General features: G+C 59.6%; 15 protein-coding genes. 12 read left to right on the top strand and 3 right to left on the bottom strand.

Features of this window, described 5'->3' with window-relative positions; genetic code table 11:
* Nucleotides 1-110: 110 nt before the first annotated feature.
* The 9 genes from PHX60_RS02910 (at nucleotide 111) to PHX60_RS02870 (ending at nucleotide 14,571) form a co-directional block, all read left to right on the top strand.
* A complete protein-coding gene (locus tag PHX60_RS02910) occupies nucleotides 111-446 on the top strand; it encodes a hypothetical protein (protein ID WP_300074447.1) in 336 nt (111 codons plus the stop codon).
* Nucleotides 388-669, top strand: coding sequence for a hypothetical protein (locus PHX60_RS02905; RefSeq protein WP_300074445.1), 282 nt, complete (start codon nucleotides 388-390; stop codon nucleotides 667-669). The genes PHX60_RS02910 and PHX60_RS02905 overlap by 59 nt, the downstream gene beginning before the upstream one ends.
* 100 nt (nucleotides 670-769) lie before the next feature.
* On the top strand, nucleotides 770-2,740 hold the full coding sequence (locus tag PHX60_RS02900) for a hypothetical protein (RefSeq protein ID WP_300074442.1): 1,971 nt from the start codon (nucleotides 770-772) through the stop codon (nucleotides 2,738-2,740).
* A gap of 54 nt (nucleotides 2,741-2,794) precedes the next feature.
* Entirely contained in the window at nucleotides 2,795-7,027 is a 4,233-nt protein-coding gene (locus PHX60_RS02895; RefSeq protein WP_300074439.1) for an LPD23 domain-containing protein, read from the top strand.
* The gene (locus tag PHX60_RS02890) at nucleotides 6,952-8,295 is read left to right on the top strand and encodes an SWIM zinc finger family protein (protein ID WP_300074436.1); all 1,344 of its coding nucleotides are present in this window, start codon (nucleotides 6,952-6,954) and stop codon (nucleotides 8,293-8,295) included. Before PHX60_RS02895 ends, PHX60_RS02890 begins: the two co-directional genes overlap by 76 nt.
* The gene (locus PHX60_RS02885; RefSeq protein WP_300074433.1) at nucleotides 8,292-9,890 is read left to right on the top strand and encodes a DUF5691 domain-containing protein; all 1,599 of its coding nucleotides are present in this window, start codon (nucleotides 8,292-8,294) and stop codon (nucleotides 9,888-9,890) included. Before PHX60_RS02890 ends, PHX60_RS02885 begins: the two co-directional genes overlap by 4 nt.
* Complete coding sequence (locus tag PHX60_RS02880; RefSeq protein ID WP_300074431.1) at nucleotides 9,887-10,972, top strand: AAA family ATPase; 1,086 nt, start codon at nucleotides 9,887-9,889, stop codon at nucleotides 10,970-10,972. Before PHX60_RS02885 ends, PHX60_RS02880 begins: the two co-directional genes overlap by 4 nt.
* A gap of 15 nt (nucleotides 10,973-10,987) precedes the next feature.
* A complete protein-coding gene (locus tag PHX60_RS02875) occupies nucleotides 10,988-13,351 on the top strand; it encodes a DUF5682 family protein (protein ID WP_300074428.1) in 2,364 nt (787 codons plus the stop codon).
* On the top strand, nucleotides 13,348-14,571 hold the full coding sequence (locus PHX60_RS02870) for a VWA domain-containing protein (RefSeq protein ID WP_300074425.1): 1,224 nt from the start codon (nucleotides 13,348-13,350) through the stop codon (nucleotides 14,569-14,571). Before PHX60_RS02875 ends, PHX60_RS02870 begins: the two co-directional genes overlap by 4 nt.
* A gap of 28 nt (nucleotides 14,572-14,599) precedes the next feature.
* On the opposite strand, the gene serS is transcribed toward PHX60_RS02870, so the two are convergent.
* A complete protein-coding gene (gene serS / locus PHX60_RS02865; RefSeq protein WP_300074422.1) occupies nucleotides 14,600-15,919 on the bottom strand; it encodes a serine--tRNA ligase in 1,320 nt (439 codons plus the stop codon).
* Between the two features lie 59 nt (nucleotides 15,920-15,978).
* Here serS and PHX60_RS02860 point away from each other — a divergent pair, with 59 nt between their 5' ends.
* Nucleotides 15,979-16,689, top strand: coding sequence for a CBS domain-containing protein (locus PHX60_RS02860; RefSeq protein WP_300074420.1), 711 nt, complete (start codon nucleotides 15,979-15,981; stop codon nucleotides 16,687-16,689).
* Nucleotides 16,690-16,704: 15 nt separating this feature from the next.
* Here the strand turns inward: PHX60_RS02860 and ispH are convergent, their stop codons facing one another.
* Together ispH and PHX60_RS02850 are read right to left on the bottom strand one after the other, a co-directional pair.
* Nucleotides 16,705-17,652 carry a 4-hydroxy-3-methylbut-2-enyl diphosphate reductase gene (ispH, locus tag PHX60_RS02855; protein ID WP_300074417.1) on the bottom strand — a complete coding sequence of 316 codons (948 nt, stop codon included), beginning with the start codon at nucleotides 17,650-17,652 and terminating at the stop codon, nucleotides 16,705-16,707.
* A complete protein-coding gene (locus tag PHX60_RS02850; protein WP_300074414.1) occupies nucleotides 17,649-18,101 on the bottom strand; it encodes an FKBP-type peptidyl-prolyl cis-trans isomerase in 453 nt (150 codons plus the stop codon). The genes ispH and PHX60_RS02850 overlap by 4 nt, the downstream gene beginning before the upstream one ends.
* Before the next feature lie 66 nt (nucleotides 18,102-18,167).
* Between PHX60_RS02850 and radC the strand changes: the two genes are divergently transcribed.
* Both radC and PHX60_RS02840 read left to right on the top strand, forming a co-directional pair.
* Nucleotides 18,168-18,881, top strand: a complete 714-nt coding sequence (radC, locus tag PHX60_RS02845) for a DNA repair protein RadC (protein ID WP_300074411.1) — start codon at nucleotides 18,168-18,170, stop codon at nucleotides 18,879-18,881.
* 26 nt (nucleotides 18,882-18,907) lie between these two features.
* Nucleotides 18,908-19,264 carry a nucleotidyltransferase domain-containing protein gene (locus PHX60_RS02840; RefSeq protein WP_300074408.1) on the top strand — a complete coding sequence of 119 codons (357 nt, stop codon included), beginning with the start codon at nucleotides 18,908-18,910 and terminating at the stop codon, nucleotides 19,262-19,264.
* Nucleotides 19,265-19,462: the final 198 nt, after the last annotated feature.

Raw genomic sequence — 19,462 nt, 5'->3', positions numbered from 1 at the left:
CTAAAAATCCAATCTCAGGGAAAAAATGGTGTTCAAGCTGGCGGATGTAGTGAAAAACTACGACATGAACTTGAACCTGGAAGCCTACCCGGTAGCCGAGTTCATGGCGCATGAATATCCGCTCACCTAAGCGCATGGCCGAAGGCTTGCGCCGCTGGGGGCAATTGGCCTTGCAGCAGGCCCGCATTGCCGAAGAAAACCAGTACCAAGGCGGCCTGCTAGAGCCGACTCCCACCCTATCACGCGAGCAACTCTTTGCCGCCTTGGGCAGCGACTCTAACCCCACCGAGCAGGCGATTGCAGGGCGCGTGCCAACAAACCGCCCAAGCCGCTGGCCTGAACAAGCCCCAGACCACCAAGGCGCTGGCCACTGGCAGCATCGAGGAGATGCCCACAGCCATTGCCGACAAGCTGGCCCCGGTGCTGGCGGCGCAGGGTCGCACTAACGCCATGCCTGATGTTGCCCTCACGAATGAGGGCAACAAGCCCGCAATTACAAAACGCAAAGCGAACAAGCTTTTTCTTGGAAAGGCGACTCAAAAGTTACGCGACAAGATTCCTGCCGATGCGATGGCGCTTGAGCGATTCAATGCCGATGGCAGCGAGGCTGAGTTCCAGCGTCTGCTTTCTATGAGAAAGTCCGACAAGGCTGGAATGTCAGAGCAATAAGCGCCATCCTGACCTTACACTGACAGACTGGGCTAGGCTACCAGAGGTAACGAATACCTTTGATGATGCCAGTCTTGGGAAGCCCGGGCAGAATCAGAACATGACCCGGATTGTGGTTCGCAAGAACACGCAGGAGGATGGGTCTGGCTATGGCGCGGTTTACGACTTCGCAGCAGGCGGCAGCAAGGGGCGCAAGAAACTAAACCTTGTGACGTACTTCCGTGGAACAGAAAAATCACTAGACGCATGGTGGGAAAAGAATAAGGGCGCTAATCCCGCCGCTGTCCCGAACTACCCGGAACCTGCATCTAGTGCCCGCGACGACGTTTTAGCGCCCTCTGCTAACAGTTTACCCCCATCGCCAGCCGGTGGCAAGCCCACCAATCTGCAAGAAGGCATTGCCGCAGCACGGGCTAACGCACAAGCCAAAAAGCAGGCAGAAGCCAGCGCGAAAGCCCAGCCGCCACAAGCCAAGTTTGGCGAAAAGTTCACAGTTTCCATTCCGTTTTTTGGCGATATTCCATATCGGTCAAGCCAGCCGTTCAGCGCGGGAAATGCAGAAGTTGTTTCCTCACGGGTTATCACGACCAACACCAAAATCACAAAAAACGATGCAAACGTATTGGGTTTAGAGCCAAAGCCGATGGTGTATGCCTGGCGCGTGTCTGTGGTGAAACATGCAAACGGCGAGTTCAGTTCTGTCATTGAAGCGATGAATTACGACACCGGCAGAACGCCTGACGGCGAAGTGGTGGCATATTTCAAGCCGGTAGAAAACCAAGAGGCCGTCAATCGCATTGCGCCAGCCATCGCAAAAGCGGCGCTGAAGGACTGGCAAGCACAGCAAGGTTCAGTTGGGTTGCTGCTAGATGCGGCAATGGAGCCTGAAGCGACCAAGTCCGGCCCGTTTGGCCCCATCTTTGAGGGCTTTGAAAACAACCCCGAAGGCGCGATTGCCAAGCTGATGCAGGAAAAGCGCGGCGAAGTGACTGACGCATTCACTCATCCTGAGCTGGGGAAGATTGGGTTTGTGTATGGCGACAACAACATGGGGTTGCTGCACATCGCCAATAAGCGCGGGATGGAGTGGGTAAACCGAATCCCTGAGATATTAAAAACAGGCGAGTTGGTAAAAGATGAGGGCGGATTGCCAAGAACTTACTTGGTGCGTCGTGCAGACACCCCGCCCAGCGTGGCCGTAATCCGCTTAGATTGGGATGGCAAGGGAAAGACTTGGCTTGTTACAGCCTATCCGGACGACTTCGGGAAGTTCACAAAAAGCAAAAACCCCGACAACAACCAGAAGCATACCGGTAGGGTTGTTGATGGGGCCAGTGGATTCTCTGGCCAGTCGGGGCAATTCGATTCTGCCACCAAGAGCAAAACCAAACAAGAGGTAGAAGATGGCAGCCTCGACACCGCGCGCTACACGGGCAAGGTGGACAACCCAATACTCGACACCCAAGTTGCACGGGTAGCCATTGCCAATAATTACTCGGACTTCAAAACTTGGTACGACGGCTATGTTGCGAAACGCAATGCAGAAGTTGAGCAAAAGACAAACCGGCTTGAGCAGCTAGAGGACTTCTTGCGCGCCCATTCCAGTGAGATGCGTAGTGTTAGACCGTTTGCGCCAAAGGCCAGTGCCAGTCAGGCGGTGCAGGACGCTTTTGCAGAATGGCGGCCATTGAACTCGGAGTCCATGAATGGATTGCTTTATCCGATTCCACCTGATAGAAATCCGCTGCAAGTCTGGACAAATTATCGCAAACGCGCTCAAGCCGAGGGCATTGCAGTTTCTAGCAATGGTGTCGATAGTGCAGCGGTTGCAGAACAAAACGCAGCCGAAGCAGCGCCAGACTATCTGCCAGCCGGATGGAAAAAATCTGGGGCATTTTACGAATTCCGAAACGCAAGCGGCAGTGAGTTTACGCCATCACAAGTGGCTGAAGTGCTTGGAGGCAAGGCGCGTCGTGCAGGCGCGTACTGGATGACAGATGTGCCATACCACCAGTGGGAGCAAGCAAAGGCAAAACTGCAAGCCGCTGGAATGTGGAGTGATTCTCAGTAGCCCAAAGCCGCCGCCCCCACCAAGTCCCTAGCCCGCAGCCTTGCAGAAAAGCAGGTGGGCGAACGCTTTGAGTTGTCGCAAGACGACAAGGAAGTCCGGCTGATTGACTCGATGGTCAGCACCAAAGAGGCATACATCACCCAAGATGGGCAAGAGTTGCACATTGCCGAAGTGGTGGCCAACGAGAACCTGAAGAAAGCCTCGACCGAAGCCATCCAAAGCGCCATGCAGGGGCGGCCAGCCAGCAGTGCGAGCGTTAAACGCTTGCAGGCGGAACTCGATAGCCGTGGGGTGGGGCAGCCTACTGGCACGAAGGAGGCTATTGCCAAGATTCGCGCCGAGAAGAAGGCGCAGGCGCAGCAGGCCGAAGCGCCAAAGGCAGCGCCACCTGCCAGCCCCACCGAGGATGCAGGCAAAGATGCCGCCAGCGATGCGCCCAAGTTCAGCCGCACGGGCACTGCCGACACCACCGCCCAACGCCAGTTCAAAGAGACCGAACGCGCCTATGGTGGCCGTGCAGCCTATGACCGCGCCAAGGCAGCGGGAAAAACCAAGCTAACCTATGGGCAGTGGGTGCAGGTACGCACGCCCAACTTTAAGGCGTGGTTTGGGGACTGGGAGGGGGTGAGGGCGCAGGCACGTCTGGATGCAATGAAGCCTCTACAGGTGCGGATCCCGAGTGAATGGCGCGAACTTTCACATGAAGGATTGCGCCAAAAGATGGCCGTGGAACTCGACCGCATGGTGCGCGAGAAAACAGAAATCAAGCATCCAGACTTTGGCGCTATTCGCGTTGGCCGCGCTGGCGCAAAGAAGTCTGGAGGTTCGGCACGCGACCCAGCAAAATCACTGGTGGTGGCGGATATTGAGGCATTGATTCCGGCATCCATTTATGCCCGCTCTAATACTTCACGCGGTGGCGATGGGCCTGATATTGCTGGTTACTCGACGCTTTTGGCTCGCGTGGATGTGGATGGCATAGACTTGGTGGCATCGTTTACGGTACGTCACCAATCTGACGGCCAGTGGTACTACAACGCGGTTGCGTTGCACGATGCAAAAGAAAAAGCCCAGGATTCCTATGAGCGTCCTGACCAGCAAGCCGGTTCAAGTGTCGCCCCTATCGCTGGGCTTTCCGACTTTATACGCCGCGAACTTGAGCGTGTCAATCCAGACAACGTATCCAAGGTGGTTGACCCCGACACCGGCGAGCCGATGGTGGTGTATCACGGCACAAAGAACGATGTGTCAAGGTTTGATTCCACCTTGGGGGCGGGCTTACTCGGAGCAGGAACGTATCTGGCTGCCGATGGCAAACACGCAAGCATCTACGCGAATAGCTACTACAGCAGGGGCGGTGGAAATGTTATGCCGCTGTACGCAGAGATCCGCAACCCGCTGGTGATCGTAGAGCGCAATGTGGACTACCCACTGGGCGTAGCTGCTAGGCAAGACCCACGCATCTTTGGTGAGTCCGCGCCCGACTCACTCTCTCCAATGGAGATTCAACAACGCATTCTTGCGGCAGGCTATGACGGAATCATCCACTACGAGGGAGAGTCGATCTATGAACTCCTTGCCATTAGCCCCGCCCAAGTGAAATCCGCCATAGGCAACAACGGCGACTTCGACGGCGCAAACCCCGACATTCGCCGCTCCTTTGCTGGCCAGCAATCCGCCAGCGCAGATACCCACGCACTAGCCAGCGCCCAACAACGTCTAAATGCTGGTGAAGATGCCGAGACAGTGCGCCAAGATACCGGCTGGCACAAGGGTAAGGACGGCAAGTGGCGCTTTGAGATTAGTGATGCGGATGCGAAGCTGGCCATCGGCTACAAGGGCGTAGCCTTGGGCAAACTGATAAACGAGGGGCGCTATCCCGACGCGGTAATGCCGCTGGCCGACTTGCTGGAACACCCGGCGCTGTTTGCTGCCTACCCAGCGCTGGCAGATATGCGCGTGGCATTTATCAAAACCAACCCCAATGGCGGACAAAAAGGAAGTTTTGACGCGGCCAATCAGCGCATTACCTTGAGTAACGACATGGCTGCACGCGAGGCGCTATCCACGCTGCTGCACGAAATACAGCACGGCATTCAAAATGTCGAGGGCTTTGCGACTGGTGGCTCGTCACTTGGGATATTGATGAGTCAAGAGAAAAAAGAATTGTCTGAGGCAAGGGCCATCATCAACTCCACGGAGCTGCACGAGGCGCTTGGCGATGATGTGGTTCAGTATGCGCGGGGAGTAGTAGCGAGAATAGAGGCACTTAAACTAAACGAGTATTCCCGCCTTCATGGCGAAGTAGAAGCCCGCAACACCCAGACGCGCCAGAAACTGACCGACGCACAGCGCCACGCCACTGCCCCTAGTCAAACCGTAGACGTGACCGATAGCGACACAATCGTCACTTTCAATGGCAAGGATATTGTTGGCGCACCCATGCCCGCCAATGCAGCGCCGAGTGCCACCCAGCAAGCCCCCCGCACCCCTGCTGCCACCATCCGCACCGCCATCACCCAAGCCTACGGCAAGCTGCTAGGCCAGTTGGAATCCAAGGGGCTGGTAACGCTGGCCCAGACCGAAGCACAGGCCATAGAGGCCGCAGCGCAGGCCCGCGCCCAAAAGACGGGCGGGGATGTGGCGCAGATTAAGCGCAGCCTGTCCGCTGCCATGCAGGGCGGCACGGGCTTGGATGTGAAGCGCTCCAACGGCGCAGTACAAGGCTTCTTTGACCCGCAAACCGGCCAGTCTTTCCTGATTGCCGACAACCTGACTGCCGAAGCAGCCCCCGGCGTGCTGATGCACGAAGTGGGCATCCACATGGCCGCCGATGGCAGCATGAAAGCGCTGTTCAACCGCGCCGCGCTGATGCTCAAGGCACAGAAGGCCGACCCGTTTATGCGGGCGGTGCAGGCCAAGTTAGATGCTGCTGGCGAAACCAGCGCAGAAGAAGTGGCCGCCTATCTGGTGGAAGCCTACGAGAACGACCGCGCCAAAGCACCGGCTTCGGTAAAACGCTGGCTACAAGACCTGCTGGCCGCCGTGAAGGCGTGGCTGCACAAGAAGGGCATTGTGGGCGCAGATAGCCTGACCGTGGCCGACATTGCTGCTGTGGCACGGGCTAACGCCAAGAGCATGGCGCGTGAGGGCGTGGGGGGTGGGGTGAAGTTCAGCGTATCTGGAAACAACGACATCCAGAAAGCGCAGATATTGCAAGGTAAGCCAGTTGCTGTTTTGGATTTGGCAGATGCACCTGCTGGCGGGTATGCCGATGTTGCCCGGTGGGCGGCAGATTTGTTTGCTCGTCAGGGTGGCAAAGCCGTTAATCCGGTGATTGGCGAAGTGACGCTCAATGAGCAATCGGCACGCGATTCAATGGCGCATGGCGGAGCGAACGCAGCCAAGAAGATTGCTTTTGCTGCTGTGAAGGATGTTATTGAGCGGGGTGCATTGGTGTTGCAAACATCACATGGGCGCAAAGATAGCTTCTACATTTCTGCGCCGGTGCAGATTTCTGGCAAGAGCAATATCGTCACAGTGCTGGTGCATCACGACCAGAACACGCAGCGCATGTACCTTCATAGCGTTGCGCTCAAAGAAAATCTCCTGAATCCGAGCGTATCTGCTGTTGATGCAAAAGCATCCGAACTGGGCAGCGCAACAAATTCAGGAGACAGCTCCAATGTAGCAAATCAGATTAAACAAGGCAAGGCCCATTCTGCCGAAGTGGCGCGCGAATTGCACCGGCTGTTGTCGCTGGATACACAGGCCAACCCCGACATTCGCTTCAGCCGTGCCCCCCAATGGCAAGCCTCCCAAGACCGCGCCGAGCCAACCCCAGCCACATGGCAATCCCCAGAGACAGGCCGCTGGGATGAAGCCGCCTACAATATCCAAGACCACCACATCGACACCAAGCGGGTGCAACAAGCCATTGAGGCCAGCAACGGGCAGTTGGCAGACGACCTGAACGTGCGCCAGCGTGAGGAACTGTTCTACCGACGCAGTGCCAAGGAAATGCAGGACTTCAAAACCCAAGAACTCAACCCGATGCTAGAGCAGTTGGGCAAGGATGGCATTGAGCTGGCGGCCTTTCATCCCAATACCTTTTGTTACGTTGAGCGTTTACCCAGCACGCTACGATGCTATGCTATTTCTCAAAGCAACGCAGGCGTATGCGTTTGCCATCCACGTTTTAACAGGTGTCCATGCAGCTCTTCAGCACCGAATCCGTTCTCGCCTTGGCCCCCGATGCGGCCTCGGCCAAAGCCGCCAACGGGCTGATTAAGCCGGGCAAATGGCCCTCATTAGGGGCCAGCGAGGTGGCCATCTGGGGCGAATGCCAAGGCAGCGGCTTGTACCAAACCCAGGTCGATTTGTCTGGCCCGTCTTTCCATTGTTCTTGTCCTAGCCGCAAGTTTCCATGCAAACACGGTTTGGCGCTGTTGCTGCTCTGGGCCAAGGACCCAACCCAGTTTCAGCAGGGCCAGCTGCCCAAGTGGGTCAGTGAGCATCTGGCAGCGCGCCAAGAACGCCAGCAGAAAAAAGAAGAAAAACAACAACAAAAAGCCGCCGAAAAAGCCGCTGACCCCAAAGCCGCAGAAACTGCCCTCAAAAGCGTACAAAAACGCTGGAGCCGCATCGACAAAGGCGTGGCCGAATTGCAACAATGGTTGTCAGACCAAGTGGCCCAAGGGCTAGGCCACCTCAGCCCGGACAGCCATGATGACTGGGACGGCGTGGCCGCCCGTTTGGTCGATGCCCAAGCCCCCGGTTTGGCCCAACGGCTGCGCTACGCTGGCGCAGAGTTGCTGCAAGGCCCCCAATGGCCCGAAAATGTGCTGCGCCGCCTGGGCGTGCTACAACTGGCCTGCCACGCCATCCAGCGCCGTGCTGCTTTGGATGAAAACGCCCAAGCCGACTTGCGCGCGCTGATCGGTTGGCCCATCGACAAAGATAGCATCTTGGGCCAAGCCCATAAAGTGACCGACCATTGGCAGGTGCTGGGCGTGATACAAGAAGAACGCGAGCGCAACCTGATAGAACGCCGCGTCTGGCTGCACGGCCTGCACACCGGGCAACGGGCCTTGGTGCTAGACCATATCTTTCCGGGTCGGGTGTTTGAGCAATCATGGATGGCCCTCAGCACCGTACAAGCCAGCTTGGCCTTTTACCCCAGTGCCGCCCCCCTGCGCGCCTTGGTGGCAGAGATACAAGCCATTAGCCCGGCGCACTTAGCAGCGCCCGCGCCCGCCAGTCCGCCCGCGCAAGAATGGTTACAGGTAGCGCAGCGCGTCGCTGCCAACCCTTGGGGCAGTTTGCACCCCCTGCGCTGCCACGAGGCCCTTTTTATGCGCCAGAACGAACAATTTTGCCTGCACTGGGGCGATAGGCTCTTGCCACTGCAATTGCGTGACAACGATGGCTGGGCCTTGCTGGCTTTGGCAGGCGGCCACCCCCTGACGGTACAGGGCGAATGGGATGGCAACCACTTGCGCCCCCTCACTGCCTTGGGGTCTGAAGGCCATTGGATTTGGAGCCCCGTTGCATGAGTACCGCCGCCACCGCCAGCCTCTGGAAAACCTTGTTGCCCCCTGCAATGGTGGGCACCGACAAAAAACCGCTACAACTGCCGCCGCTGCCCGGAGCCGTAGGGGCTTTGCTGGCCCAACTGCCCCAGCACACCGAACACCCGGCGCAACTGCTGCTGCAAGCCGCTGGCATCCTGACCGTGTGCGAGCGCGCCGGTCAACGCCCCCAGCCCACCCCCTTACCTGCCAGCCATGTGGCCGCTACGGTTGATAACGCACATGCACTGCCTGACCCGGCTTTGCACGCCACCCTGCGCTGGGTACTGACCGAAGCCCCACAGCACTTACAAATCCACTGGCTAGAGCAACTGGCAGTGGCGGGCTGGCGCTTGCCTGCCGCTTTGCTGCCCTTGGCACTCGATACCGCGCAACGCGCCAGCGTTCTGCGCCCAGCCGTCAGTGCCGTGCTGGGCGAGCGTGGCCGCTGGTTGGCACATCAAAATAGCAGCTGGCGTTATGCCGCCGGTACCGCAGAAACCGCCCCTGCCGACACCCGCTGGCAAGAAGGCACCTTGGCCCAACGCCTGCAACTGCTACGCCAAGAACGCCAAAGTCAACCCAGCGTTGCCCGCGCACGCCTGCAAGCCAGCTTGCCCGACTTACCGGCCAAAGAGCGCACCGAACTACTCGCCGTGTTGCAAACCGGCTTGTCTGCCGACGATGAAGAGCTGCTCACCGCCCTGGCCCACAAAGACAAAAGCCGCGAGGTGCGCCAAACCGCGCGCACCCTGCTGGTGCAGTTGCCCGATAGCGCCATCACCCAAGCAGCTATCGCGCGCTTGCAAGCCTGTGTGCAAGCATCAGGCAAAAACGCAGTTTGGACGATTGCCCCCCCAGAAGCCGCCGACCCGGATTGGAAAAACCACGGCATCGAGCTGGAGCGCCCCAAATACGAAAGTTTGGGCGAACGCGCGTGGTGGCTGTACCAACTGGCGCGGCAAGTACCGCTGGTGTGGTGGACGCAACACACCGGCATGGCCCCCGAAGCCCTATTGCAATGGGTAGCCCAAAACGATTGGCGTGATGCTTTGGTGCGTGCCTGGTGGGACGTATTGCGCCCAGCACCCGATGCTGCGTGGTGCCATGCCCTGCTGCAACACTGGCCCGGCAAAGCCCTGCCCGATAGCCAAGCCGCCGTGCTGGCACTCTTGCCCACCGAGCAACGCGAACCCTATTGGTTGCGCCAATTAGAAGGCGTGGATAAAAGCAGCGCAGACCAGCTAGAAGCGATGGTGCAGCAAATAACGGCTGCCTACCCACCGGGGCAGCATTTATCGCTGGCGCTGTCGGAGCAACTGCTGGCCAAAATCGCCCCCTATTTGCAGCGCCACTATTACCGGCAACAGGGTTTGCCCCCTTTGTGCTGTGTGCTGCACCCAGACACCCTGCCCCGGTTGCAAGCGCTGGCGCAAAACCCCCTCGCTACCGAAGACAAAGACACCCAAGCCTTCGCGCAAGTCTTGCGCCAGCAACTGCCGCTGCTGATGGCCCGCCAAGCGCTGGCCCGACTGCCACGCGCCACCACCCCCTCCCCTGCCATCCAAGGAACCCCATGAGCACCGCCAACGCCCTGCGCCAACACGCCGAACACCAATTTGCCCACGAACTCGAAGAACTGAAAAAAGTGGACAAGCACCCGCGCCCGGCCAACTGGGAACTCTCGCCGTGGGCCGTGGTGTCGTACCTGATGGGCGACAAACTCGACAACGGTTTTGAACTCAGTGCCAAATACATCGGCAGCCGCCGCTTGATGGAAATTGCCGTCTCCACGCTGGCCACGGACCGCGCCTTGCTGCTCTATGGCGTACCCGGCACCGCCAAATCGTGGGTGTCCGAGCATTTGGCCGCTGCCGTCAGTGGCAACTCGACCCTGCTGATTCAGGGCACCGCAGGCACGAGCGAAGAACAACTGCGCTACGGCTGGAACTACGCCCAACTGCTGGCCCACGGCCCGTCTGAAAAAGCCTTGGTGCCCAGCCCGCTGATGAACGCCATGCGCGACGGCAAAATCGCCCGCGTAGAAGAGTTGACCCGCATCCCCGCTGATGTGCAAGATTCGCTCATCACCGTGCTGTCAGAAAAAACCTTGCCCATTCCCGAGCTAGGCTCGGAAGTGCAGGCGGTGCGTGGCTTTAGCGTGATTGCCACCGCCAACAACCGCGACAAGGGCGTGAACGAGCTGTCAGCGGCCTTGAAGCGCCGCTTTAACACCGTGGTGCTGCCCGTGCCCGCGTCGGAGGATGAAGAAGTCTCCATCGTCGTCAAGCGCGTGGCCGAGATGGGCCAAGCATTGCAACTGCCCGCCGAACCCCCCGCGCTGAAAGAAGTGCGCCGCATTGTGCAAATTTTTCGCGAGTTACGCAGTGGTCGCACGCAGGATGGCAAAACACAGCTCAAATCGCCCAGCTCCTCCTTGTCCACGGCAGAAGCCATCTCGGTGATTAACAACGGCATGGCCTTGGCCGGGCATTTTGGCGATGGCGTACTGCATCCGCACGATGTGGCCGCTGGCCTGATTGGCGCGGTGGTCAAAGACCCAGTGCAAGATGCCGTGGTTTGGAAAGAATATTTGGACATTGTGGTCAAAGAGCGCGAAGACTGGAAAAGCCTGTACCGCGCCTGCAAGGAACTCGAATAACAACAGGCCAGCGCTGTGAGCAAAGTCCACTATTTTGGTATCCGCCACCACGGGCCGGGCTGCGCGCGCAGCTTGCTCCATGCCTTTGAGGTTCTGCAACCCGACTGTGTGCTACTCGAAGGCCCACCCGAAGGCGAAAGCGTGCTGGCCGCCCTGCTGTCCGAGCAGATGCAGCCGCCGGTAGCGCTGCTCAGTTACTGCCCGGATGAACCCCGGCGCGCGGTTTATCACCCGTTTGCCGTGTTCTCGCCCGAATGGCAGGCACTGCGCTGGGCCTTGCAACGGCAAGTGCCCGCCTCCTTCATCGACCTGCCGCTAACGCACCAGCTGGCGCTGGCCAAAGCGCGCGAAGAAGATGCCGCCGCCCAAGAGGCCACCGAAGCCACTGCAACCGATACCGATACCGATACCGATACGGGCACTGAACCCAACGCTGATGCCACAGCCCCCGCTGCTGCCACAGAGCCTGAACCCAGTTACCGCAGTGACCCCCTCAACTGGCTGGCCCAAGCCGCAGGCCATGCCGATGGTGAAAGCTGGTGGAACCACACGGTCGAAGAGCGCGGCGATGGCGAAGAGCTGTTTGCTGCCATTGCCGAGGCCATGACCACGCTACGCGCCGAGTTGGGCGAACAGGCCGAAGAAACCTGCCCCTACCGCGCCCGGCGCGAGCTACTGCGCGAAGCCTATATGCGCCAGCGCATCCGCGAGGCCATCAAAAAAGGCCATGAGCGCATCGCCGTAGTGTGTGGAGCTTGGCACTTGGGCGGACTGCAAGCCACGGTCAAGGCCAGCGCGGATAACGCCTTGCTCAAGGGCTTGCCCAAACTCAAGGTGCAATCGACCTGGGTGCCTTGGACATACCGCCACCTGAGCCGTGACAGCGGCTACGGTGCAGGCATTGAAGCCCCCGGCTGGTACGAACACCTGTGGCTGCACGGCCAAGCCGTGGATGCCAACCCGACGACCGCACCGCCGCGCACCGTAGGCTGGCTGGCCCGCGTAGCCAAGCTGATGCGCGAGCGCGACTTAGACTGCTCCAGCGCCCACCTGATAGAAGCCACCCGACTGGCCGACAGCTTGGCCGCCTTGCGCCAACGCCCGCAGGCCAGTTTGGAAGAACTGCACGAAGCCACGCGCACCGTCTTGACGATGGGTGACGATGCGGCGCTTGACTTCATTGCCGATGCCCTGCTGGTCGGCCAGCGCATGGGGCAAGTGCCGCCCGATGTGCCCACCGTGCCACTGCAAAAGGACGTAGAGCAGCAGCAAAAATCCCTGCGCCTCAAACCCGAGGCCACGCACCGCACCTTAGATTTAGACCTGCGCCAGCCCAACGATTTGGCACGCAGCCACCTGCTGCACCGCCTGCGCCTGATAGACCTGCCTTGGGGACGACCGAGCAGCAACGGCGGATCCTCCAAAGGCACCTTCCACGAGATTTGGGCGCTGCAATGGCAACCCGAATTTGTGGTGCGCCTGATTGAGGCCAGCCAATGGGGCCAAACCTTGGTGGCTGCGGCCTGTGCCGCCAGTTTGGACCGCGCCCAAAAAGCCGAAACTCTGGGAGCCTTATCGCGATTGGTGCAAGAAGTGCTGTTGGCCGACCTAGAGCCAGCAGTGCAAGCCATCACGCGCATCTTAGAAAACCGCGCCGCCGTCAATGGCGATACGGTGCAACTGCTTGAAGCGCTGCCACCACTGGCGAATGTGTTCCGTTATGGCAACGTGCGCCAAACCGACACCGGCATGGTGGCGCACATGCTCGACGGCCTCATCGTGCGTGCTGCCATCGGCTTGCCCTTGGCGTGTAGCGGCATCGACGACGACAGCGCGCACGAACTGCGCGGCACCATCTTGGCGGCCCACAGTGCTGTGGCCCTGCGCGATGCCGAAGAACAAACCCAAGCTTGGCAACGCGCCTTGCGTTTGGTCGCCGAGAGCAGCACCGCCCACGAGTTACTACAAGGCTTGGCCGGTCGCCTGCTGTTGGATGAGGGCATTTGGCACAGCGACGATGCCGCCACGGCCCTGTCTTTGCACCTGTCCAGCGGTACGCCACCCTTGCAAGCCGCCGCTTGGCTAGAGGGCTTCCTCAACCGCAACGCGATGGTGCTGCTGCACGACAACCAACTCTGGCAACTGGTGAACGACTGGCTGTGCAGCTTGGGCGAGAGCCACTTCACGCACATTTTGCCGCTGGTGCGCCGCACCTTCTCCGCCTTCAGCGCCAGCGAGCGCCAAGACTTGGGCCAGCGCGCCCGCCAAGGCGGCCACAGCAACGCCGCCTCGGTCAGCGTGGTTGCCCCACAGTGGGACGAGCCTTTGGCCGCGCTGCCGGTGCCACTGCTGCAAACCATTCTCGGAATCGCCCCATGACCGCCAACACCTCCGCCAGCCTAGAGACCCCGCCCCCCCTCAGCGAAGAAGAACGCCTGCGCCGCTGGCGCTTGGTTTTAGGGGGCGAAGCCGAAGGCAGCTGCGGCAAACTCTCGGGCCAGATGGCCGAAATGGACCAAGTCTTGGCGGCCTTGTACGACGCCGATGGCAAAAATGGCCTGGGTAAATCCTCCGAGCGCCGGGGCGGACGCGGCAGTTCCTCGCCCAGCGTAGCGCGCTGGCTGGGCGATATTCGCAAATACTTTCCCACCCCAGTGGTGCAGGTCATGCAGCGCGATGCCCTAGAACGGCTGGATTTGCGCGAAATGCTGCTGCAACCCGAAATGCTAGAGAGCGCCCACGCCGACGTGCATTTGGTCGCCAACTTGATTGCGCTGTCGGGCGTGATTCCGGCCAGCACCAAAGAAACCGCACGCATGGTGGTACGCAAAGTGGTGGATGAACTGCTGAAAAAGCTCGAAGAGCCGATGCGCTCGGCCGTCACGGGCGCTTTAGACCGCAGCCAGCGCAACCGCCGCCCACGCCACAGCGAAATCGACTGGAACCGCACCATCCGCGCCAACCTGCGCCACTGGCAAGAAGACTACCGCACCATCGTGCCACAGCAGCTGATTGGCTATGGGCGCAAAGCACGTAGCCCGCAGCGCGAAGTGGTGTTGTGCATCGACCAAAGTGGCTCGATGGCGGCCTCGGTGGTGTATTCCAGCATCTTTGGGGCCGTGATGGCCTCCTTGCCTGCGGTGGCGACCAAAATGGTGGTGTTTGATACCAGCATCGTGGATTTAACCGACCAACTGGATGACCCGGTAGAGCTGCTGTTTGGGGTGCAACTGGGCGGCGGCACCGACATCAACGGCGCGGTGGGTTACTGCCAGTCCATCATCCGCGAGCCACGCAATACCATTTTGGTACTGATTTCGGATTTGTACGAAGGTGGTGTCGAAGCCAACTTGTTGCGCCGCGCCGCCTCGTTGGTGGAGTCGGGCGTGCAATTTATTACCTTGCTGGCCCTGAGCGATGAAGGTGCGCCCTCTTACGACCGAGCGCTGGCGGCCAAACTGGCGGCGCTGGGGGTGCCCTCGTTTGCCTGCACGCCCAATGCCTTCCCGGACTTGATGGCCGCCGCCATTCGCAAAGAAGACATCAACGCTTGGGCCGCCACGCATGGGCTGGTGGCGACACCCAAAGGCCAGCCCTGAAAGCCAGCCACCTTGAGATGAGACTACCTTAACCTGCTGGCAGCAGCTCCAAACCACCCAAATAAGGCCGCAGTGCCTCCGGAATGGTGACGCTGCCATCTTGGTTTTGGTAGTTTTCTAGCACCGCCACCAAGCAGCGGCCTACCGCCAAACCCGAGCCATTCAGGGTGTGTACCAACTCGTTTTTACCCTGGGCATTTTTGAAGCGGGCTTGCAAGCGGCGCGCTTGAAAGGCTTCGCAGTTGCTGACCGAGCTGATTTCGCGGTAAGTGTTTTGTGCGGGCAGCCAGACTTCCAAATCGTAGGTTTTGGAGGCCCCAAAACCCATGTCGCCGCTGCACAGGCTCATCACGCGGTAGGGCAAGCCCAGCTTTTGCAAAATGGCTTCGGCATGGCCGGTCATTTGCTCCAGCGCTTCGTAGCTTTTTTCGGGATGGACAATTTGCACCATCTCCACCTTGTCAAACTGGTGCTGGCGAATCATGCCGCGCGTATCGCGGCCATAACTACCGGCTTCGGAGCGAAAGCAGGGCGTATGCGCCGTGAGCTTGACGGGCAATTCTGACTCGGCCAGCACCACATCACGCACAAAATTGGTCAGTGGCACTTCGCTGGTGGGGATGAGGTAGAGCGCCGCATGGTCGGGCACTGGCTCGCCCTCTTGCCCACCTTTTTTGGCCGCGAACAAATCACCCTCAAACTTTGGCAATTGGCCCGTGCCCTTGAGCGAATCGGCGTTGACCGCATAGGGCACATAGCATTCGGTATAGCCATGTTCTTGCGTTTGCACGTCCAGCATAAACTGGGCCAAGGCACGGTGCAGGCGGGCAATGCCGCCTTTCATCACGGTAAAGCGCGAGCCAGAAAGCTTCACGCCCATGTCAAAGTCCAGCCCCAAGGGCGTACCCACATCCACATGGTCTTTAACGGCAAAGTCAAAATTGCGTGGCGCGCCCCAGCGGCGCACTTCGACGTTGCCGGTTTCGTCGCTGCCTACCGGCACGCTTTCGTGCGGCAGGTTGGGCACCGCCAGCAGCAGATTTTGCAGCTCGGTTTGGATTTGCTCTAGGCGCGCTGCCGATTGCTCCAGTTCGGTTTTAGAGGCCGCTACTTGGGCTTTGGCGGCTTCGGCAGCGTCTTTGTCGCCTTTGCCCATCAGCATACCAATTTGCTTAGACAATTGGTTGCGCTGCGCCTGCAACTCTTCGGTGCGGCTTTGCAAGGTTTTGCGTTCAGCCTCTAGGGATTGGAAGGCTTCCACATTCAAGAAGGCTTGCGGCTTTTTACGGGTTTCGAGCCGGGCGATGGCCGACGCGAGGTCTTTGCGGAGGAGGAGGATGTCTAGCATGGCTTGATTTTAGGTCGCCCCATGCCGATAACATCGGCCATCTGCCATTAGGAGCGCTTATGTTTTTTGTTTTTGGCCCTTCGGGGCAGATGTACCGGGGTGGCCCAGAAAATTTGGCCAAAATTTCGGCGGTGCGTGGTGTCAGTCGGCCCAAAGCGCTGCGTACCCGCGCCTCTGGCCTACACGGCGAAGAACCGGCCCAGCCGCCCCCTTTTTTGCCCCCACCTCCTGCCAGCGCCCCCCCCACACCTGCACCCGCACCTGCACCAGTGCGCGCTTTGCGTACCCAAGATGCGCTCAGTGCCTATACGCGCGGCAGCAATCCACCGGTAGAGCGCCAGCCCCTGACCTTGGTGCGTGATGTCATGACGCGCGGGGCCCTGACGGTGCCCTTGTCGGCGCGCGTGCATGAGGTATGGAAAATGTTTGCCCGTTACCACGTCGGGCAGGCCCCGGTACTCAATGGAGCCGGGCGCGTGATTGGCCTGTTGTTGCGCGCCGATATGGGGCCAGCGGATTTGCTCCCGCCCAACGACAACGTGGCCGAACGGCTGGCCAGCGCGCGCCGCCCGGTGGCCGAGGTGATGGTCAGCCCCGTGCCCACGGTGTCGGAAGATACCGAGCTGCGCCGCTTGGCCACGGTCTTGCTAGAAACCGGCCTGCCCGGCCTGCCCGTGACGGACGATGCCGGTTTGTTGAAGGGCTTTGTGTCGCGCACCGACCTGCTACGCGCCATTGCCGCCGACCCACCGCTGGATTTGTGGAGCTAAAAACAGTGAGGCGCGTTAAACAGCTGCCTCTATTTTGAGGCCCTTGGGCAGCGGAAACTTGATGGTTTCCTCCATGCCCGGCACGGTGCGTACCGACACCGCCCCCAGCGCTTTGATACGCTCTATCACTTGGCGCACCAAAATCTCGGGGGCCGAGGCCCCGGCAGTTAAACCGACACGGCTCACGCCCTCAAACCACTCTGGGCGCAGTTCAGCCGCGCTATCGACCATATAAGACGGCGTACCCAATTTAACCGCCAGTTCGCGCAGGCGGTTGCTGTTGGAGCTGGTGGGGCTACCGACCACAATCAGCAAATCGACTTGGGCACTCAGCACCTTGACGGCATCTTGGCGGTTTTGTGTGGCATAGCAAATGTCTTGTTGCTTAGGCTCGCGCACACTGGGGAAACGCGCACGCACGGCAGCGGTAATTTCGGCGGCATCATCGACACTCAGGGTGGTTTGCGTGACTACGGCCAGCTTTTGGGTTTGGCTGGGCTGCACGCGCGCCACATCGGCCACATCTTCCACCAGATGGATGCCGTGGTCTAACTGGCCCATCGTGCCTTCGACCTCGGGGTGGCCTTTGTGGCCTATCATGATGAACTCGTAGCCTTCTTGCGCCAGCTTGGCCACTTCAACATGCACTTTGCTCACCAGCGGGCAGGTGGCATCAAAAATACGAAAACCGCGCGCCTCGGCCTCGTGTTGTACCGCCTTGCTGACACCGTGGGCGCTGAATACCAGCGTGGCACCGGGCGGCACATCGCTAAGCTCTTCAATAAAGATGGCACCCTTGGCCTTCAAATCATTCACGACATAGGTGTTGTGGACGATTTCATGGCGCACATGGATGGGCGGGCCAAATTTTTGCAGCGCGCGCTCGACAATTTCAATCGCGCGGTCCACCCCGGCACAAAAGCCGCGCGGCTCGGCCAGCAAAATCTCTTGTGGCCGTTTCACAGCACACCAATCACATGGGCTTCAAACGTCACCGCTTGGCCTGCCAGCGGGTGGTTAAAGTCCACCAAAATGGCATCGGCGCTATCGGCATTGCCCACTTGCACCACCACACCGGCATAGGTGGCCATGCCATCGGGGGTGGCAAACTCGACCACTTCGCCCACGGCATAGCGCTCGTCGGGGTCGCCCAAATCATTGAGCAGTTTGCGCGCTACCCATTGCTGCATGTCGGGGTTGTGTTGGCCAAAGGCATCACCGGCGGCCAGCTCGAAGGTGGCGCGTTGGCCTTCTTCTAGGCCCAACAGGCGCTCTTCTACTGCCGGGGACAGCTCGCCGCTGCCCAGCGTGAGCGTGGCGGGTTTGTCGGCAAAGGTGTTGATGATGTCGCCAGCGGGACCCGCCAGACGGTAATGCAGGGTCAGAAACGAACCCGGTTGAACGGTTGCCATAAGAAGAAGCCTCTATAAACTGGCAGCATTTTACGGTTGCCGCTTTAACCCTGAAGGCCTTGCACTATGTCGTTCAAAGACCGCCCCGCCGATACCCTGCCACGCGAAAAATTGCTCACCCGTGGCCCGGCTGCACTGGCCGATGCCGAATTGTTGGCTATTTTGCTGCGTACCGGCATCGCCGGAAAAAACGTGCTGCAAATGGCGCAAGAGCTGCTCGACCCGCCGATGGCAGATGCCAGCACCGGCCAGTTGCGCGGGGGCTTTGGCGGCATTGGTGGCTTGCTGCACACCAGTGCGGCGGATTTGGCACGCATCAAAGGGCTAGGGCCAGCCAAACGGGCTGAACTGGTGGCGGTGCTAGAGCTGGCGCGGCGTGCCTTGGCGCAACAGTTGCAGCAGGGCGAAGTGTTTGATTCACCCGATGCCGTCAAGCATTACCTGCAACTGCATTTGGCCTACAAAGGCCACGAGGTGTTTGCGGTGCTGTTTCTGGATGCCCAACACCGCTTGCTGGCGCTGGAAGAGATGTTTCGCGGTACCCTGACGCAAACCAGCGTGTATCCGCGCGAAGTGGTGCTGCGCGCCCTGCACCACCAAGCCGCTGCCGTGGTGCTGGCGCACAACCACCCCAGCGGCAGCGTGCAACCCAGCCCCGCCGATAGCGCCCTGACGCAAACCCTTAAAACCACGCTGGCGCTGGTGGATGTGCGCGTGCTAGACCATGTGATTGTCGCGCCGGGGGCGGCGTTGTCGATGGCGGAAAAGGGTTTGGTTTAGATGTGTGAGGGATATCTTCGATGAGTATGGCAAGCCTTCAAACCACTCTTGCCAGCGACATCACCCAAGCGCTGGCCCCAGGGAACCTGATTGTTAGCACATTGCGCGCCGTCTGGCCCGAGGCGCTGGCCATTTACGCCTTTGGTAGCCGCATCCAAGGCACTGCCCGTCCGGATAGCGATTTAGATTTAGCCATTTTGGTGCCCACCTACACCGATACGTTACAACGCTGGGACGTGGCGCAACAATTGGCTATGGTGCTGGGCTTTGACATCCTCCCTCGCCATGAATGGCGGGGATTCCCTCTACAGGACGGCCATGCCCGACCGCATCAGCTTGCGCTGACTTATTCAGTAAGATGCCTACCTTTCGGATTCCACTGATGGACGGCAAACTACCGGAGATTTCTGTGCTGGATTTCAAGTGCCTAATGGTGGGAGAATTCGGAATCTTATTCACACGGGCACTAATTCTAGCACCTAAGAACGGCTACGCCGTTCGCGCTCTCGACCTCGGGCTGAACCCCGAGGCTTCCCGCGCACTTGGTGATTACCCAGCCTCGTAGCCATAAGTAAACACGC

The sequence above is a fragment of the Giesbergeria sp. genome (genome assembly GCF_028686475.1).
Taxonomy (GTDB): domain Bacteria; phylum Pseudomonadota; class Gammaproteobacteria; order Burkholderiales; family Burkholderiaceae_C; genus Simplicispira.
This window is presented reverse-complemented; position numbering and strand designations above follow the sequence as displayed.

Excerpts from the sequence above, each read along its gene's own strand:
- PHX60_RS02910 (WP_300074447.1), top strand. The coding sequence starts at position 111 with ATGAATATCCGCTCACCTAAGCGCATGGCCGAAGGCTTGCGCCGCTGG.
- PHX60_RS02905 (WP_300074445.1), top strand. The coding sequence starts at position 388 with ATGCCCACAGCCATTGCCGACAAGCTGGCCCCGGTGCTGGCGGCGCAG.
- PHX60_RS02900 (WP_300074442.1), top strand. The coding sequence starts at position 770 with ATGACCCGGATTGTGGTTCGCAAGAACACGCAGGAGGATGGGTCTGGC.
- PHX60_RS02890 (WP_300074436.1), top strand. The coding sequence starts at position 6,952 with ATGCAGCTCTTCAGCACCGAATCCGTTCTCGCCTTGGCCCCCGATGCG.
- PHX60_RS02885 (WP_300074433.1), top strand. The coding sequence starts at position 8,292 with ATGAGTACCGCCGCCACCGCCAGCCTCTGGAAAACCTTGTTGCCCCCT.
- PHX60_RS02880 (WP_300074431.1), top strand. The coding sequence starts at position 9,887 with ATGAGCACCGCCAACGCCCTGCGCCAACACGCCGAACACCAATTTGCC.
- PHX60_RS02870 (WP_300074425.1), top strand. The coding sequence starts at position 13,348 with ATGACCGCCAACACCTCCGCCAGCCTAGAGACCCCGCCCCCCCTCAGC.
- serS (WP_300074422.1), bottom strand. The coding sequence starts at position 15,919 with ATGCTAGACATCCTCCTCCTCCGCAAAGACCTCGCGTCGGCCATCGCC.
- PHX60_RS02860 (WP_300074420.1), top strand. The coding sequence starts at position 15,979 with ATGTTTTTTGTTTTTGGCCCTTCGGGGCAGATGTACCGGGGTGGCCCA.
- PHX60_RS02850 (WP_300074414.1), bottom strand. The coding sequence starts at position 18,101 with ATGGCAACCGTTCAACCGGGTTCGTTTCTGACCCTGCATTACCGTCTG.
- radC (WP_300074411.1), top strand. The coding sequence starts at position 18,168 with ATGTCGTTCAAAGACCGCCCCGCCGATACCCTGCCACGCGAAAAATTG.
- PHX60_RS02840 (WP_300074408.1), top strand. The coding sequence starts at position 18,908 with ATGGCAAGCCTTCAAACCACTCTTGCCAGCGACATCACCCAAGCGCTG.